General features: G+C 59.9%; 13 protein-coding genes. 10 read left to right on the top strand and 3 right to left on the bottom strand.

The window, feature by feature from the left end:
• The first annotated feature begins 136 nt into the window (after positions 1 to 136).
• From JFT81_RS21430 to aac(6'), 4 genes are all read left to right on the top strand, one after another.
• Positions 137 to 1,102 carry an L-carnitine dehydrogenase gene (locus tag JFT81_RS21430; RefSeq protein ID WP_201228907.1) on the top strand — a complete coding sequence of 322 codons (966 nt, stop codon included), beginning with the start codon at positions 137 to 139 and terminating at the stop codon, positions 1,100 to 1,102.
• 224 nt (positions 1,103 to 1,326) lie between these two features.
• On the top strand, positions 1,327 to 1,803 hold the full coding sequence (locus tag JFT81_RS21435; RefSeq protein WP_201228908.1) for a thioesterase family protein: 477 nt from the start codon (positions 1,327 to 1,329) through the stop codon (positions 1,801 to 1,803).
• Between the two features lie 257 nt (positions 1,804 to 2,060).
• Positions 2,061 to 2,321: a hypothetical protein gene (locus tag JFT81_RS21440; protein WP_201228909.1), complete on the top strand. Its 261-nt coding sequence runs from the start codon at positions 2,061 to 2,063 to the stop codon at positions 2,319 to 2,321.
• A gap of 55 nt (positions 2,322 to 2,376) precedes the next feature.
• Entirely contained in the window at positions 2,377 to 2,823 is a 447-nt protein-coding gene (aac(6'), locus tag JFT81_RS21445) for an aminoglycoside 6'-N-acetyltransferase (RefSeq protein ID WP_201228910.1), read from the top strand.
• On the opposite strand, the gene JFT81_RS21450 is transcribed toward aac(6'), so the two are convergent.
• Both JFT81_RS21450 and JFT81_RS21455 read right to left on the bottom strand, forming a co-directional pair.
• A complete protein-coding gene (locus JFT81_RS21450; protein ID WP_007949927.1) occupies positions 2,824 to 3,927 on the bottom strand; it encodes a GlxA family transcriptional regulator in 1,104 nt (367 codons plus the stop codon).
• Positions 3,928 to 4,462: 535 nt separating this feature from the next.
• Entirely contained in the window at positions 4,463 to 5,839 is a 1,377-nt protein-coding gene (locus JFT81_RS21455) for an L-serine ammonia-lyase (protein ID WP_201228911.1), read from the bottom strand.
• Between the two features lie 436 nt (positions 5,840 to 6,275).
• On the opposite strand from JFT81_RS21455, the gene JFT81_RS21460 reads away from it, so the two are divergent.
• The 3 genes from JFT81_RS21460 (at position 6,276) to choV (ending at position 9,310) form a co-directional block, all read left to right on the top strand.
• A complete protein-coding gene (locus JFT81_RS21460; protein WP_201228913.1) occupies positions 6,276 to 7,223 on the top strand; it encodes a choline ABC transporter substrate-binding protein in 948 nt (315 codons plus the stop codon).
• A gap of 66 nt (positions 7,224 to 7,289) precedes the next feature.
• The gene (gene choW, locus JFT81_RS21465; protein ID WP_129395846.1) at positions 7,290 to 8,135 is read left to right on the top strand and encodes a choline ABC transporter permease subunit; all 846 of its coding nucleotides are present in this window, start codon (positions 7,290 to 7,292) and stop codon (positions 8,133 to 8,135) included.
• Positions 8,132 to 9,310, top strand: a complete 1,179-nt coding sequence (gene choV, locus JFT81_RS21470) for a choline ABC transporter ATP-binding protein (protein WP_201228914.1) — start codon at positions 8,132 to 8,134, stop codon at positions 9,308 to 9,310. Before choW ends, choV begins: the two co-directional genes overlap by 4 nt.
• 226 nt (positions 9,311 to 9,536) lie before the next feature.
• Here the strand turns inward: choV and betT are convergent, their stop codons facing one another.
• Positions 9,537 to 11,534 carry a choline BCCT transporter BetT gene (betT, locus tag JFT81_RS21475; protein WP_201228915.1) on the bottom strand — a complete coding sequence of 666 codons (1,998 nt, stop codon included), beginning with the start codon at positions 11,532 to 11,534 and terminating at the stop codon, positions 9,537 to 9,539.
• Positions 11,535 to 11,963: 429 nt separating this feature from the next.
• Here betT and betI point away from each other — a divergent pair, with 429 nt between their 5' ends.
• From betI to betA, 3 genes are all read left to right on the top strand, one after another.
• On the top strand, positions 11,964 to 12,557 hold the full coding sequence (gene betI, locus JFT81_RS21480; RefSeq protein ID WP_077574838.1) for a transcriptional regulator BetI: 594 nt from the start codon (positions 11,964 to 11,966) through the stop codon (positions 12,555 to 12,557).
• Positions 12,558 to 12,645: 88 nt separating this feature from the next.
• Positions 12,646 to 14,118, top strand: a complete 1,473-nt coding sequence (betB, locus tag JFT81_RS21485; RefSeq protein ID WP_093429885.1) for a betaine-aldehyde dehydrogenase — start codon at positions 12,646 to 12,648, stop codon at positions 14,116 to 14,118.
• 236 nt (positions 14,119 to 14,354) lie between these two features.
• Positions 14,355 to 16,058 (top strand): choline dehydrogenase, encoded by a 1,704-nt coding sequence (gene betA / locus JFT81_RS21490; protein ID WP_201228916.1) that lies wholly within the window; start codon positions 14,355 to 14,357, stop codon positions 16,056 to 16,058.
• Positions 16,059 to 16,078: the final 20 nt, after the last annotated feature.

Below are 16,078 nucleotides of genomic sequence, written 5' to 3' on the forward strand. Positions count from 1 at the left end.
CGAGGGGATTTATCCCCGTTCGGCTGCGCAGCAGTCGCAAAATTCTTGGGGCCGCTGTGCGACCCAACGGGGATAAATCCCCTCGCCACAAGAACCGGGTTCACACGGGATCACCGAATATTTTCAGGAATTCACCATGAGCTTTATCACCGAAATCAAAACCTTCGCAGCGCTGGGCAGCGGTGTTATCGGCAGTGGCTGGGTGGCCCGTGCGTTGGCCCACGGGCTGGACGTCGTGGCTTGGGACCCGGCGCCGGGCGCCGAAGCGGCGCTGCGCAAACGCGTGGCCAATGCCTGGGGTGCGCTGGAGAAAAGCGGTTTGGCGTCCGGCGCTTCACAGGATCGTCTGCGCTTTGTCGCGACCATCGAAGAGTGTGTGCGCGATGCCGATTTCATTCAGGAAAGCGCCCCGGAGCGGCTGGAGCTGAAACTCGAACTGCACAGCAAAATCAGCGCGGCGGCCAAACCCAACGCACTGATCGGCTCCAGCACCTCTGGCCTGCTGCCCAGCGAGTTCTACGAGAGCTCAACGCACCCGGAACGCTGCGTGGTCGGGCATCCGTTCAACCCGGTTTACCTGCTGCCGCTGGTGGAAGTGGTCGGTGGCAAGAACACCGCGCCCGAGGCCGTTCAGGCAGCGATGAAAGTTTACGAATCCCTCGGCATGCGTCCGCTGCATGTGCGCAAGGAGGTGCCGGGGTTCATCGCTGACCGCTTGCTTGAAGCGTTGTGGCGTGAGGCGCTGCACCTTGTGAATGACGGCGTGGCGACCACTGGCGAGATCGACGATGCTATCCGCTTTGGCGCTGGGTTGCGCTGGTCGTTCATGGGTACATTCCTGACTTATACGCTGGCGGGTGGTGATGCGGGAATGCGCCACTTCATGTCGCAATTCGGCCCGGCGTTGCAGTTGCCGTGGACGTATCTGCCGGCACCGGAACTGACTGACAAGTTGATCGATGATGTGGTCGATGGCACCAGCGAACAGCTTGGCGAGCGCAGCATTTCGGCGCTGGAGCGCTATCGTGATGATTGCCTGCTGGCGGTGCTTGAGGCGGTGAAGACCACCAAGGAAAAGCATGGCATGAGCTTCAGCGAGTGATGTGTCTGGCTTGAGACCGCTGCCCTCACCCTAACCCTCTCCCGGGGGGAGAGGGGACTGACCGAGTCGATATTTCGAAATACATCGACCTGAAAGCTCGGGTCGAACTCAAGTTTTGAAAAGCCCCCGATCTACTCCCTTCCCCCTCTCCCCCCTGGGGGAGAGGGCTGGGGTGAGGGGGTAGCTTTTGATCTTGACGACCAACCCACTGCCGGAACCCAATCATGCCCACCCTGACCACCTACCAAACCCGCATCATCCCCGACTGGGTCGACTATAACGGCCACCTGCGCGATGCCTTCTACCTGCTGATCTTCAGCTATGCCACCGACGCCCTGATGGATCGTCTAGGCATGGACAGCAACAACCGCGAAGCCAGCGGTCACTCACTGTTCACCCTCGAACTGCACCTCAATTACCTGCACGAAGTGAAGCTCGACACCGACGTCGAAGTGCGCACGCAAATCATCGGTCACGACAGCAAACGCCTGCACCTCTATCACAGCCTGCACAAAGTCGGAGACGACCAGGAACTGGCCGGCAACGAGCAAATGTTGCTCCACGTCGACCTCGCCGGCCCGCGCTCGGCGCCGTTCAGCGCTGACACTCTCAACCGCCTGCAAGCCATCGTCGCCGAGCAGGCCGATCTGCCTGCCCCGGCTTACATCGGCCGCGTGATCGCGCTGCCGCCACCGCGATAAACGCAGGCAAAAAAAACCCCGATACCAGCCGTGACTGGATCGGGGCGAACATTCCTTTGAGGAGCTTGCGCGGCGAGGGTGACCAAACCTTCGTGAAGCGAGCTGAGCCCAGTGTGCCGACTCCCCTCCCCGGCGAGTTAGCCGAAAACGACCTGTTCATAGTCGTCTCAGCCACTGCGACAAATCGCCCTTGCCGTCACCGCATGTGACTACCAGAATCGAGCCACGACCTCCGATGCCGAAGAAGGATTTGCGTGATGATGTACGCCGATTTGATTGACCAGGAAGATCTGTTGGGCCAGCTCAAGTCACTGGGTTTTGAAGTGCCGTCCGGCGCCACGGCCGAGCAGGCCTGCGAGTATGCGGTGCGCGGTCTGGATGATGTGCGGGCGAATACCCTGCGCACGATGGTCAAGCAGATGTACACCAGCAGCGCGACGATTTTGCCGGCAGTGCGCGAAGCGTTCGACAAGCAGTTGTTGCCGGCGCTGGCGCAGTACCAACAGACCCGCGCCTGAGCCTTCGGAGCTTTGCTAAAGTGGTGGCCTCATTGACCACCACAAGCGAGCACCGATGTTTCGTATCCAACCCTGCCAAACCGCTGAACAAGCGGGCTGGCTGCCTTTGCGCCAGGCACTCTGGCCGCATACTTCGGAGCAGGAGCATCGGGGCGAAATCGACGCACAGATGCGCGAGCCGCAACGCTATATCAACTTCATCGCTTATGACGCTCAGGAGCAGCCGATCGGCTTGGCCGAGGCGTCATTACGCCGCGATTACGTGAATGGTACGGACAGTTCGCCGGTGGTGTTTCTCGAAGGTCTTTACGTGGCGCCGCAACAACGCCGTCAAGGCGTTGCCGCGCGGCTGATTGAACAAATCGCACAATGGGGAAGGGACCAGGGCTGCGTGGAAATGGCCTCTGACACCGACGTCGACAACCTGCCGAGTCAGGGCACCCACAAGGCGCTCGGCTTCAAGGAAACCGAGCGTGTGGTGTTCTTCAAGCGTTCGCTCTGACTACAGACGCACGCTGGCAAACGTCGACTCATTACGCGCCTGACTCAACGCCGACATTGGCCCCGACAGCGGCGACATCACGATCGCCTGCGGCAGCGGCAGCATCGCCACCTGTTGGGTAGTGTTGGAACCTACGCGTTCGTCACGCGGCGGAATGCCGAAGTATTCGCGATAGCACTTGGAAAAGTGCGGCGTCGACACGAACCCGCACACCGACGCCACTTCGATGATCGACATCGGCGTCTGCTTCAGCAACTGCCGGGCGCGGATCAAGCGCAGCTTGAGGTAATAGCGCGACGGCGAGCAGTGCAGGTATTTCTGGAACAGCCGCTCCAGCTGTCGACGGGACACGGCAACATAAACGGCCAGTTCGTCGAGGTCGATCGGCTCTTCGAGGTTGGCTTCCATCAGCGCAACGATTTCCTGCAACTTCGGCTGGTTGGTGCCGAGCATGTGCTTGAGCGGCACGCGTTGGTGATCCTGCTCGTTGCGGATGCGCTCGTAGACGAACATCTCCGAAATCGCGGCGGACAGTTCACGGCCATGATCACGGCTGATCAGGTGCAGCATCATGTCCAGCGGCGCGGTGCCGCCGGAGCTGGTGAAACGGTTACGGTCGAGAGTAAACAGGCGCGTGCTCATGGCCACACGCGGGAAAGCCTCCTGCATCGCCGCCAGGCATTCCCAGTGCACGCTGCAATCGAAACCGTCGAGCAGGCCGGCGCAGGCCAATGCCCAACTGCCGGTGCACACGGCGCCGAGGCGCTTCGACTGACGCGCCTGGCTTTGCAGCCACGACACGTGTTCCCGGGTCACGGTGCGTTGAATGCCGATGCCGCCGCAGACAATTACGGTGTCCAGTGGCGGAGCTTTGTGCATGGAAGCGTCGGGGGTGATTTGCAGACCGTCACTGGCCCACACCTGACCACCATCGACGGTGAGGGTGCTCCAGCGATACAGCTCGCGACCGGACAATTGGTTGGCCATGCGCAGAGGTTCTACTGCGGAGGCCAGGGAAATCAGCGTGAAATTGTCCAGCAGCAGAAAGCCGATGGATTGAGGCGCACGGTTCTGGGGTTGGGCCCCGGAGTTGAACGACGTCATCGCGGTATCTCCTCACACAAAGCGGGTGATGGCCTCAGGCGGAGGCTCTTGTTATTGCCAGCATTCTCGCGTGGGAGACGGGCTTTGTTATGACAGAGCAAATGCCATGCCTAAAATTGAATGGCCGTTCAATAACTCCTGAAAACGACGTCGCGACGTGTCTATACGAGCCGTCCGACGAAAGGTATTTCGAAGTGCCATCAGCGCTGGTGAAAGCCCCGCCCCGATGCGTGTGAGCAAATCGGTAGCACTTGTGGGAACAGGCCTGGGCGCCGTTTGCAGGGAGTGTCACCGCAGGCACGGGTGACGGACGGTAGGAGGCGCCGGGGACGCCTCCCGGGTGGGAAAGGTTCTTGTCTGATTGCGACGCGCTAAAAGGTGGCGTGTTTGAATGCGCGTGTTCACTTAACGCGCAGTTTTGACTGTTATTTGTGGCGAGGGGATTTATCCCCGTCGGGTCGCGTAGCGGCCCCAATCTTTTACGACTGCTGCGCAGTCGAACGGGGATAAATCCCCTCGCCACAAGAACCCGGTTTCAGCACTCCACCGCGCTGACCGCCAGGCCACCGCGCGAGGTCTCTTTATATTTGTCATGCATGTCGGCGCCGGTATCACGCATGGTGCGGATCACCCGATCCAGCGAAATGAAGTGCTGACCATCCCCGCGCAATGCCATCTGCGCCGCGTTGATCGCTTTCACCGCCGCAATCGCATTGCGCTCGATGCACGGCACTTGCACCAGGCCACCGACCGGATCGCAGGTCAGCCCAAGGTTATGTTCCAGGCCAATCTCCGCCGCGTTGCACAACTGCTCGGGCGTAGCGCCAAGAATCTCCGCCAGCCCCGCCGCCGCCATGGCGCACGCCGAGCCGACTTCGCCCTGACAGCCCACTTCGGCCCCCGAGATCGAAGCGTTCTTCTTGCACAGAATCCCTACTGCCGCCGCGCTGAGGAAATAGTCGACCACATTGGCGTCGGTGACCGCTTCGCTGAATTTCATAAAGTAGTGCAACACCGCCGGGATGATCCCCGCCGCACCATTGGTCGGCGCTGTCACCATGCGCCCGCCCGCAGCGTTTTCTTCATTCACCGCGAGAGCGAACAGGTTGACCCACTCCATGGCGCTGAGCGTCGAGCCAATCACGTTGGGCTTGCCCAATTCCTGAAGACTGCGGTGCAACTTCGCCGCCCGCCGCCGTACATTCAAACCGCCCGGCAGAATGCCCTCGTGCTTCAGCCCCTGCTCGACGCAATCCTGCATCGCGCGCCACAGCTTCATCAGCCCCGCGCGAATCTCGTCTTCACTGCGCCAGACCTTTTCGTTGGCCATCATCAATTCGGCCACGCGCAGGTTGTTGTTCTTGCACAGTTCCAGCAACTCGACCGCGCTGGAAAAGTCATACGGCAACTCGGTGCGATCGAGATCGACCACGCCACTGCAAGCCTGGGCTTCATCCACGACAAAACCGCCGCCGACCGAGTAGTAGGTATCGCGATGCAGTTCACCGTGATCGCCTTCGGCAACCAGGGTCATCGCATTGGGATGGAACGGCAGGTTTTCGTCGATCAGGCGCATGTCCCGCGCCCAGACAAACGGCACCGACCAGCGGCCATCCAATAAAAGCGTGTGGGTTTCGCGCAGCGCCTGAATACGCGGGCCGATCTGCGACGGGTCGATCGCGTCCGGCCAATCGCCCATCAGGCCCATGATCACTGCATTGTCGCTGCCGTGACCGATGCCGGTGGCTGACAGTGACCCGAACAGTTGCACCTCGATCCGCCGCACCTGTTCCAGTTGATGTTTGTTGCGTAGCGACTCGACGAACAATGCGGCGGCGCGCATCGGCCCGACGGTATGAGAACTGGACGGGCCGATGCCGATTTTGAACAGGTCGAAAACGCTGATAGCCATTGCTGCAGAGCTCCTGAGGATGCCGATCCGGGGCGTGAAGCGCCCGCTGGCGGAGCTGCTACGCTCAAGCTGCAATCCGCCGGAATGCCCGCATCATCAGGCTTTTGTCGGGGAGCACGGCGTCTGACACCGACGCACTCATGTCCACCAGCGCCGCGCCGTTTTCACCCCCGGTTTTCGCCGTTTTTATGCGGATCAGAGGGTGACTCGGGGCAGAAAAAAGCTGTAAACGACGTCACTGACACTAGATACGACCATCCCTGTACTGGATACGACCCCCCCTGTAGGCGTCAGATTTTCACTGGTACATGATCGTTATGACTCGATTGCAAGGCGCCGTGGTAGAGCTGTCTCCAGAACGCCATCCAACCGCAACCTATAAGTGCGGTGGTCCACAGTCGGAACACTGCCAAAAAAAACACCAAGGAGTCCATCCATGAAAGGTTCCCCGTCGTTGTTGTTGGCCGCCATGCTGAGTCTGCCGTTACTGGCGCAAGCTGCAGAACCGGCGCAGTGCAGTACCGTTAACTTCTCCGATGTCGGCTGGACCGACATCACCGCCACCACCGCGACCACCTCTGTCGTGCTCAACGCCCTCGGCTACAAGACCAAGACCACCATGATCTCCGTGCCCGTGACCTACAAGTCGCTGGCCGACGGCAAGAACATGGACGTGTTCCTCGGTAACTGGATGCCGACCATGGAGAACGACATCAAGGCCTACCGCGACGCCGGCACCGTGGAAACCGTACGCACCAACCTCAAGGGCGCCAAGTACACCCTCGCCGTGCCGCAAGCCTTGTATGACAAGGGTCTGCATGACTTCGCCGACATCGCCAAATTCAAGAAAGAACTCGACGGCAAGATCTACGGCATCGAGCCTGGCAACGACGGCAACCGTCTGATCCAGAGCATGATCGACAAAGACGCCTTCGGCCTGAAAACCGCCGGTTTCAAAGTCGTCGAATCGTCCGAAGCGGGCATGCTGTCGCAGGTTGACCGCGCGCAGAAACGCGACACCGCCGTGGTCTTCCTCGGCTGGGCGCCGCACCCGATGAACAAGCGCTTCAAGATTCAATACCTGACCGGTGGCGATGATTTCTTCGGCCCCGATTTCGGCGCAGCGACCGTGGCGACCAACACACGCAAGGGTTACGCCGAGGAATGCAGCAACGTCGGTCAGTTGCTGAAGAACCTGGAGTTCAACGTCGACATGGAAAGTGAACTGATGGGCAACATCCTCGACGACAAGATGAAGCCTGACGCGGCCGCCAAGGCCTGGCTGAAAAAGAATCCACAGGTGCTCGATACCTGGCTCGCTGGCGTGACCACCATTGACGGTAAACCTGGCCTGGAGGCCGTGAAGAGCAAGCTGAGTCAGTAATCGCTTATGCCGGACGGCGCAAGCCGTCCGGGCTGTTTATTTCCTTGCATGCGGACGTTCACTACCATGCTGATTGATCAGAAAATACCTTTAGGCCAGTACATCGCGGGCTTCGTTGAATGGTTGACGCAACATGGCGCCAGCACCTTCGACGCCATCGCCGTGACGCTGGAAACGATGATCCACGGCGTGACGTTTGCGCTCACCTGGTTCAACCCTTTTGTCTTGATCGGCCTCATCGCCCTGCTCGCGCATTTCATCCAGCGCAAATGGGGATTGACCGTTTTCGTCATCGCTTCCTTTCTGCTGATCCTCAATCTTGGGTACTGGCAGGAAACCATGGAAACCCTCGCCCAGGTGCTGTTCGCGACCCTGGTCTGCGTGGTCATCGGCGTGCCGTTGGGCATCGTCGCCGCGCACAAACCGATGTTCTACACGCTAATGCGTCCGGTACTCGATCTGATGCAGACCGTACCGACCTTCGTTTACCTCATTCCTACCCTGACCCTCTTCGGGCTGGGTGTGGTGCCGGGCCTGATCTCCACGGTGGTGTTCGCCATCGCTGCGCCGATCCGCCTGACCTACCTGGGCATCCGCGATGTCCCGCAAGAACTGATGGACGCCGGCAAGGCCTTCGGCTGCTCGCGTCGCCAATTGCTCTCACGGATCGAACTGCCTCACGCCATGCCGAGCATCGCTGCCGGCATCACCCAGTGCATCATGCTGTCGCTGTCGATGGTGGTGATCGCGGCACTGGTCGGCGCCGATGGACTCGGCAAACCGGTGGTCAACGCACTGAACACTGCTGATATCGCCCTGGGCTTCGAAGCGGGCCTGGCGATCGTACTGCTGGCGATCATGCTCGACCGTATCTGCAAACAACCCGACGCTAAAGTAGGGGGTGACGCATGAGCATAATTCGCTTCGAAGACGTCGACGTAATCTTCTCCAAGGATCCACGCGAGGCGCTCAAGCTGCTGGATCAGGGCATGACCCGCAACGAGATCCTGAAAAAGACCGGGCAGATCGTCGGCGTGGAAAAAGCCACGCTGGACGTCAACAAAGGCGAGATCTGCGTGCTGATGGGCTTGTCCGGTTCGGGCAAGTCGAGCCTGTTGCGCTGCATCAACGGCCTCAATACCGTCAGTCGCGGCAAACTGTTCGTCGAGCATGAAGGCAAGCAGATCGACATCGCGTCCTGCACACCCGCCGAGCTGAAAATGATGCGCACCAAACGCATCGCCATGGTCTTCCAGAAGTTCGCCCTGATGCCGTGGCTGACGGTGCGCGAGAACATCAGTTTCGGTCTGGAAATGCAGGGCCGTCCGGAGAAGGAACGGCGCAAGCTGGTCGATGAAAAACTCGAACTGGTGGGCCTGACGCAATGGCGCAACAAGAAGCCTGACGAACTCTCTGGCGGTATGCAGCAACGTGTCGGCCTGGCGCGAGCGCTGGCGATGGACGCCGACATTCTGCTGATGGACGAACCGTTTTCGGCACTCGATCCGCTGATCCGCCAAGGCCTGCAAGATGAACTGCTGGAGCTGCAACGCAAGCTGAGCAAGACCATTGTGTTCGTGAGTCACGACCTCGACGAGGCGCTCAAATTGGGTAGCCGCATCGCGATCATGAAGGACGGCCGGATCATTCAGTACAGCGTGCCGGAAGAGATCGTGCTGAACCCGGCGGACGACTATGTGCGGACCTTCGTCGCCCACACCAATCCACTCAACGTGCTCTGCGGCCGTAGCCTGATGCGCACGCTGGACAACTGCAAACGCATCAACGGTTCGGTGTGCCTCGATCCGGGCGGCGATTCATGGCTGGATCTGGCCGAGGGCAACACCATCAAAGGCGCACGGCAGAACGGTTCAGTGCTGAACCTGCAGAACTGGGCACCAGGACAAGCGGTGGAAGGACTGGAGCGCAAACCGACGCTGGTGGATTCGAATATCGGCATGCGCGATGCGTTGCAGATTCGTTATCAGACCGGCAACAAACTGGTGCTGCACGATAACAATCATGTGGTCGGGATCCTCGGCGACAGCGAGCTGTATCACGCGTTGCTGGGCAAGAACCTCGGTTAAGGCGGGATAAAAAAAGGGATCGCGGTGAGCGATCCCTTTTTTATTGGGTCAAGGTAAAAGCCCCTCACCCTAGCCCTCTCCCGGAGGGAGAGGGGACCGACCGAGTCGTACTTTCAAGCTACACCGACCTGAGAAATTGAGTCGAACTCAGGCTTTGAAAAGCCCCCTATCTGCTCCCTTTCCCCTCTCGCTTGGGGAGAGGGCTGGGGTGAGGGGGCTTTTGACTTTAGCTATACACCCGGCCAAGGAGCTGCCGATGGCTTTCAAACTGATCGAGCACATCCCGCGTGATCTGATCCTGCGTGAAGCCCATCAGGTCGTAGTCCTGGCTGCCGTTGTGCAGATACACCTCGGCGCGGTAGTAACGCTGGCGCGCTTCATCGGACTGAGCCGACTCGGTCGGGGTCGCCAGATAGCCGTCCAGGCTCACTTCGTAAACGAAAGGGTTGCCCTCTTCCATCTCGACGCGCACGCCCATGCAACGCTTGGATTTACCCAACAGCGTCTGCACTTCCAGACCCTGCGCACGCATCTGCGCGGTGGCATCTTCCAGCGCCGGGCTGACCTGCTTGTCCATGAAACGCTGCACCACCGATTGGCTCGGCTGCAGATCCAGCTGAGTCAGACGCTCGCTGAAACCACGACGACCGCGCTCGGCCAGTTGCGCCTGCTCCTGTTCGATCTGCACGTCCTGGCGCATCGCCTTGTGCAAGCCGAACATGAAGAACACCAGCACCACCGAGAACGGCAGACCGGCCAGCACCACCATGGTTTGCATGGCTTCGAAGTTACCGGCGAACAGCAGACCGATGGTCACCAGGGTGATCACCACCGACCAGAAAATGCGCAGCCAGTGCGGCGCATCTTCGTCGACATTGCCGCCCTTGCAGGACAGATTCGCCATCATCACCGCGCCAGAGTCAGCCGGGGTCAGGAACAGCACGAAACCGACGAAAATCGAAACACCGATGACAATTTTGGATGCCGGGTAGTGCTCAAGCAGTTGATAGATCGCCATCGATGGCTGCTCGAGCGCGGTCTTGCCGAGCTCCACCGCACCATGGTTCACCACCAGGTCCAGCGCCGAGTTACCGAAGATCGACAGCCACGCCAAGGTGAAGCCCAGCGGAATCAACAACACGCCGGCGACCAGTTCACGCACGGTACGACCACGGGAAATACGCGCGATGAACATGCCGACGAATGGCGCCCAGGAAATCCACCAGGCCCAGTAGAACAGGGTCCACAGGCCCATCCAGCGCTCGGTTTTGGCGTTGTCGCCTTCGTACACATAAAGGTCGAAGGTTTTCAGCACGATGCCGTTGAGGTAGTCGCCGATGTTCTGCACGAAACCGTTGAGCAGGTGCAGGGTCGGGCCGAACAACAGCACGAAAATCAGCAGACCGCTGAACAGCACGATGTTCAGGTTGGACAAACGACGGATGCCGTTTTCCACGCCGGACACGGCAGCGATGGTCGCCACGGTGCTCATCACGATGATCACGATCAGCAGGTTGGTGTTGCTGTGTTCCATGCCGAACAGGTTTTCGAGGCCCGACGACACTTGCAGCGAACCAATCCCCAGGTTCGTCACCAGACCCAGCAGGGTCACGAACATGCCAAAGCCGTCTACCGCATGACCGGCCGCGCCTTTGACCCAACGCTCGCCAACCAGCGGATACAGCGCCGAACGCAGTGCCAGCGGCTGGTTATGACGGTAAGCAAAGTAGGCAACGGCCAGACCGACCAGTGCATAGATCGCCCAGCCGTGCAGGCCCCAGTGCAGGAAAGTCAGTTGCACCGCCTGACGCGCGGCCATGTTAGTGGCCGATGCGCCTTCCGGCGGATTGAAGTAGTGATCCAGTGGCTCGGATGCGCCGAAGTACAGCAGCGAAATACCGATACCCGACGAGAACAGCATCCCCGCCCAGGCGCCGTAACTGAAATCCGGGGTGTCATCCTTGCTGCCCAGTTTGAGTTTGCCGTACGAGGAAAACGCCAGGCCCACCACAAACACCAGGTAGGCGGCGATGACCACCATGTAGTACCAGCCGAAGCTGCGCGACAACCAGGCCTGAGCGATACCCAACAGTCTGCCGGCCTCTTGCGGGGCGATAATCAGAATGGCGGTCAACAACAGAATCAGCGCGGTAGAGGTGTAAAACACCCAACCGTTGACCGTCACCTTCTCGGGCGGGGTCTTTATAAGCGAGGCAGAACTCATGGCACAAATGCTCCAGGCAGTGCGAGAGAAGAACACAAGGCAACACGGAACCCGACCAATCGGTTAGTTGGCAGCCGACCGGCGGGTGATATAAAGACACCCCGAAAAAAGCCCGAACCTGCCGAAATGGCGCTGCGAATCGCTTTCGTGGCCGAAGGTGTGCGGACGTTCATCCGAAACCTGGCCCTGAGCGTCTTGCCCTTTCAACACGTCCATCGAATCGCGAACCGCGCCATGCCCCATACAGGTTTCAAGCATTTTCGGATGTCGGTTTTATCGCCACTTACACGTGGGAAAAATCTGTAGGCAGCGACGATTTGTCGCAGATCTTATTCTTTGTTGATTGAACGTTCAATCAAAACAAAATAGACTGGCCCTCAATCCGATAGGCGTCATTCGCCCCTCGGAAGGCCTAAGGAGATGTGCAAGATGCCCAAGGTCGGTATGCAACCCATCCGCCGCCAACAACTGATCGAAGCCACTTTGCAGGCCGTCGATCAGGTCGGAATGGGGGACGCCAGCATTGCGCTGATCGCCCGTTTGGCGGGTGTCTCGAACGGCATCATCAGTCATTACTTTCAGGACAAGAACGGCCTGATTGCCGCCACGATGCGGTATCTGATGAATGTCCTCAGCGAGAACGTCACCGCACGCCGTCAGGCGTTGGCAGACAGCAGCCCACGGGCGCATCTGCAGGTGATCATCGAAGGCAACTTCGACGCCAGCCAGGTCAATGGCCCGGCAATGAAAACCTGGTTGGCCTTTTGGGCCACCAGCATGCACCAGCCGTCTTTGCACAGGTTGCAGCGGATCAACGATCACCGTCTGTATTCCAACCTGTGCTGCGAGTTCCGCCGTGTACTGCCGCTCGAAGATGCGCGCAGCGCCGCTCGCGGACTGGCAGCGTTGATTGACGGTTTGTGGTTGCGCGGCGCGCTGTCGGGAGACGCTTTCGACACGGCGCAGGCGCAACAGATCGCTTACGAATACATGGATTTCCAATTGGCCAAGAAGGTGAGCTAGAGCACACAGAAAACGCTCGGCCCCTCACTGCCTCCGCAGCTTCATCGCGGCGGTCAACGCCAACCACTAATGCACTTGCGAGGACACTATGGCCCGTTTCGAACTGCAAAAACTCTACATCGATGGCGCGTACTCCGACGCTGGCAGCGATGCCACTTTCGAAGCCATCAACCCGGCAAACGGCGAAGTCCTCGCACAAGTGCAACGTGCGACCAAGGAAGACGTCGAGCGCGCAGTAGTCAGCGCTGAAAAGGGCCAGAAAATCTGGGCCGCGATGACCGCCATGGAGCGTTCGCGCATCCTGCGTCGCGCCGTCGACATCCTGCGCGAGCGCAACGATGAACTGGCCGCGCTGGAAACCCTGGACACCGGTAAATCCTTCTCCGAAACCAAGTACGTCGACATCGTTACCGGCGCCGACGTGCTGGAATACTACGCAGGCCTGGTGCCGGCCATCGAAGGCGAGCAGATCCCGCTGCGTGACACTTCTTTCGTTTACACCCGTCGCGAGCCGTTGGGCGTTGTCGCCGGTATCGGCGCGTGGAACTACCCGATCCAGATCGCTCTGTGGAAATCGGCTCCAGCCCTGGCGGCCGGCAACGCGATGATCTTCAAGCCAAGCGAAGTCACCTCGCTGACCACCCTGAAACTGGCCGAGATCTACACCGAAGCCGGCGTTCCAAACGGCGTGTTCAACGTACTGACCGGCAGCGGCCGTGAAGTCGGCACCTGGCTGACCGAGCACCCGCGCATCGAAAAAATCTCCTTCACCGGCGGCACCGACACCGGCAAAAAGGTCATGGCCAGCGCTTCGGCTTCGTCGCTGAAAGACGTGACCATGGAACTGGGCGGCAAATCCCCGCTGATCATCTGCGACGACGCCGATCTCGATCGTGCTGCCGACACCGCAATGATGGCCAACTTCTACAGCTCCGGTCAGGTCTGCACCAACGGCACTCGCGTGTTCGTACCGGCGCACCTGAAAGCCGCTTTCGAAGCCAAGATCGTTGAACGCGTTGCGCGCATCCGCGTCGGCAACCCGGAAGACGAAAACACCAACTTCGGCCCGCTGGTCAGCTTCGCGCACATGGAAAGCGTGCTGGGCTACATCGCCAAAGGTAAAGAACAAGGTGCCCGCGTCCTGTGCGGCGGCGACCGTCTGACCGACGGCGAATTCGCCAAAGGCGCCTTCGTCGCGCCGACCGTGTTCACCGACTGCACCGACGACATGACCATCGTCCGTGAAGAAATCTTTGGCCCGGTCATGGCGATCCTCTCCTACGAGACCGAAGAAGAAGTGATCCGCCGCGCCAACGACACCGACTTCGGCCTGGCCGCCGGTATCGTCACCAAAGACCTGAACCGCGCACACCGCGTGATTCATCAACTGGAAGCGGGTATCTGCTGGATCAACGCTTGGGGCGAGTCCGACGCAAAAATGCCGGTCGGCGGTTACAAGCAGTCGGGTGTTGGCCGTGAAAACGGCATCAGCTCGCTGAACAACTTCACTCGCATCAAATCGGTACAGGTCGAACTGGGCGATTACGTCTCGGTGTTCTGATCTGCCCCAGAGTCTGGATGGGCCCTTTGTGGCGAGGGGATTTATCCCCGCTGGGCTGCAAAGCAGCCCCCCTCCAGACACTGCCATTCTCCAGAAAGAACCCAGTCGCTGACTCTGCGACTGCTGCGCAGCCGGACGGGGATAAATCCCCTCACCACAGGGGATTTTCTTCTCCCCACATATTGCGCAGCGTCCCAGCGATCTCGACCTGACCACATTTAAAGAGGGTGCATTCAATGTCCCAAGAATTCGATTACATCATCATCGGTGCCGGCTCGGCCGGTAACACCCTGGCGACCCGTCTGACTGAAGACGCTGGCGTCACCGTTCTGCTGCTTGAAGCAGGCGGCCCTGACTACCGTTTCGACTTCCGCACGCAAATGCCGGCCGCCCTGGCGTTCCCGCTGCAAGGTCGTCGTTACAACTGGGCTTACGAAACCGACGCCGAGCCACACATGGACGGCCGCCGGATGGAATGCGGTCGCGGCAAAGGCCTCGGCGGTTCCTCGCTGATCAACGGCATGTGCTACATCCGTGGCAACGCGATGGACTACGACGGCTGGGCGAAACTGCCAGGCCTGGAAAACTGGTCCTACCTGGACTGCCTGCCGTACTTCCGCAAAGCCGAAACCCGTGACATCGGCCCGAACGACTACCACGGTGGCGAAGGCCCGGTCAGCGTGACCACGCCGAAGGCTGGCAATAACCCGCTGTTCCACGCGATGGTTGAAGCAGGCGTACAGGCTGGCTACCCGCGCACTGAAGACCTGAACGGCTACCAGCAGGAAGGCTTTGGCCCGATGGACCGCACCGTGACGCCAAATGGCCGTCGTGCTTCCACCGCCCGTGGCTACCTCGATACCGCTAAAAAGCGTTCGACCCTGACCATCGTCACCCACGCCCTGACCGACAAGATTCTGTTTGAAGGCAAGCGTGCGGTCGGCGTTCGTTACCTGGTCGGTTCGGCTGAAGAGCGCGTTGAAGTCAAAGCCCGTAAAGAAGTCCTGCTGTGCTCCGGCGCCATCGCTTCGCCGCAGATTCTGCAGCGTTCCGGTGTTGGTCCTGCCGAACTGCTGAAGTCCCTCGACATTCCGGTCGTCCACGATCTGTCGGGCGTCGGTGAAAACCTGCAGGATCACCTTGAGCTGTACCTGCAATACGCCTGCACCCAGCCGGTTTCGCTGTACCCGTCGCTGCTCTGGTACAACCAGCCAGCCATTGGTGCCGAGTGGCTGTTCAACGGCACTGGCATTGGCGCCAGCAACCAGTTCGAAGCCGGCGGTTTCATCCGTTCGCGTCCGGAATTCGAATGGCCGAACATCCAGTACCACTTCCTGCCGGTAGCGATTAACTACAACGGCAGCAACGGTGTGAAAGAGCACGGTTTCCAGGCGCACATGGGCTCCATGCGTTCGCCAAGCCGTGGTCGCATCCAGGCCAAGTCGAAAGACCCGCGCCAGCACCCGAGCATCCTGTTCAACTACATGGCTACCGAGCAGGACTGGCAGGAATTCCGCGACGGCATCCGCCTGACCCGTGAAATCATGCAGCAGCCTGCACTGGACGCCTTCCGGGGCCGCGAAATCAGCCCGGGCATTGAAGTGCAAACCGATGAGCAACTGGACAAGTTCATCCGTGAGCACGCCGAAACCGCGTTCCACCCGTCCTGCTCGTGCAAGATGGGCACCGACGAGATGGCGGTAGTGGATGGCGAAGGTCGCGTACACGGCATGCAGAGCCTGCGTGTGGTCGATGCGTCGATCATGCCGATCATCACCACCGGTAACCTGAACGCGCCGACGATCATGATCGCCGAGAAAATCGCCGACAAGATCCGTGGCCGTCAGCCGCTGCCGCGCAGCACCGCACCGTACTACGTCGCGGGTGATGCACCAGTCAAAGGCAAGCCGATGCGTGATATCACCCCCGCTGCGCACTGACAGCCAACTAACGCCACGTC

Origin of the sequence: Pseudomonas sp. TH43 (genome assembly GCF_016650635.1) — a bacterium.
Taxonomy (GTDB): domain Bacteria; phylum Pseudomonadota; class Gammaproteobacteria; order Pseudomonadales; family Pseudomonadaceae; genus Aquipseudomonas.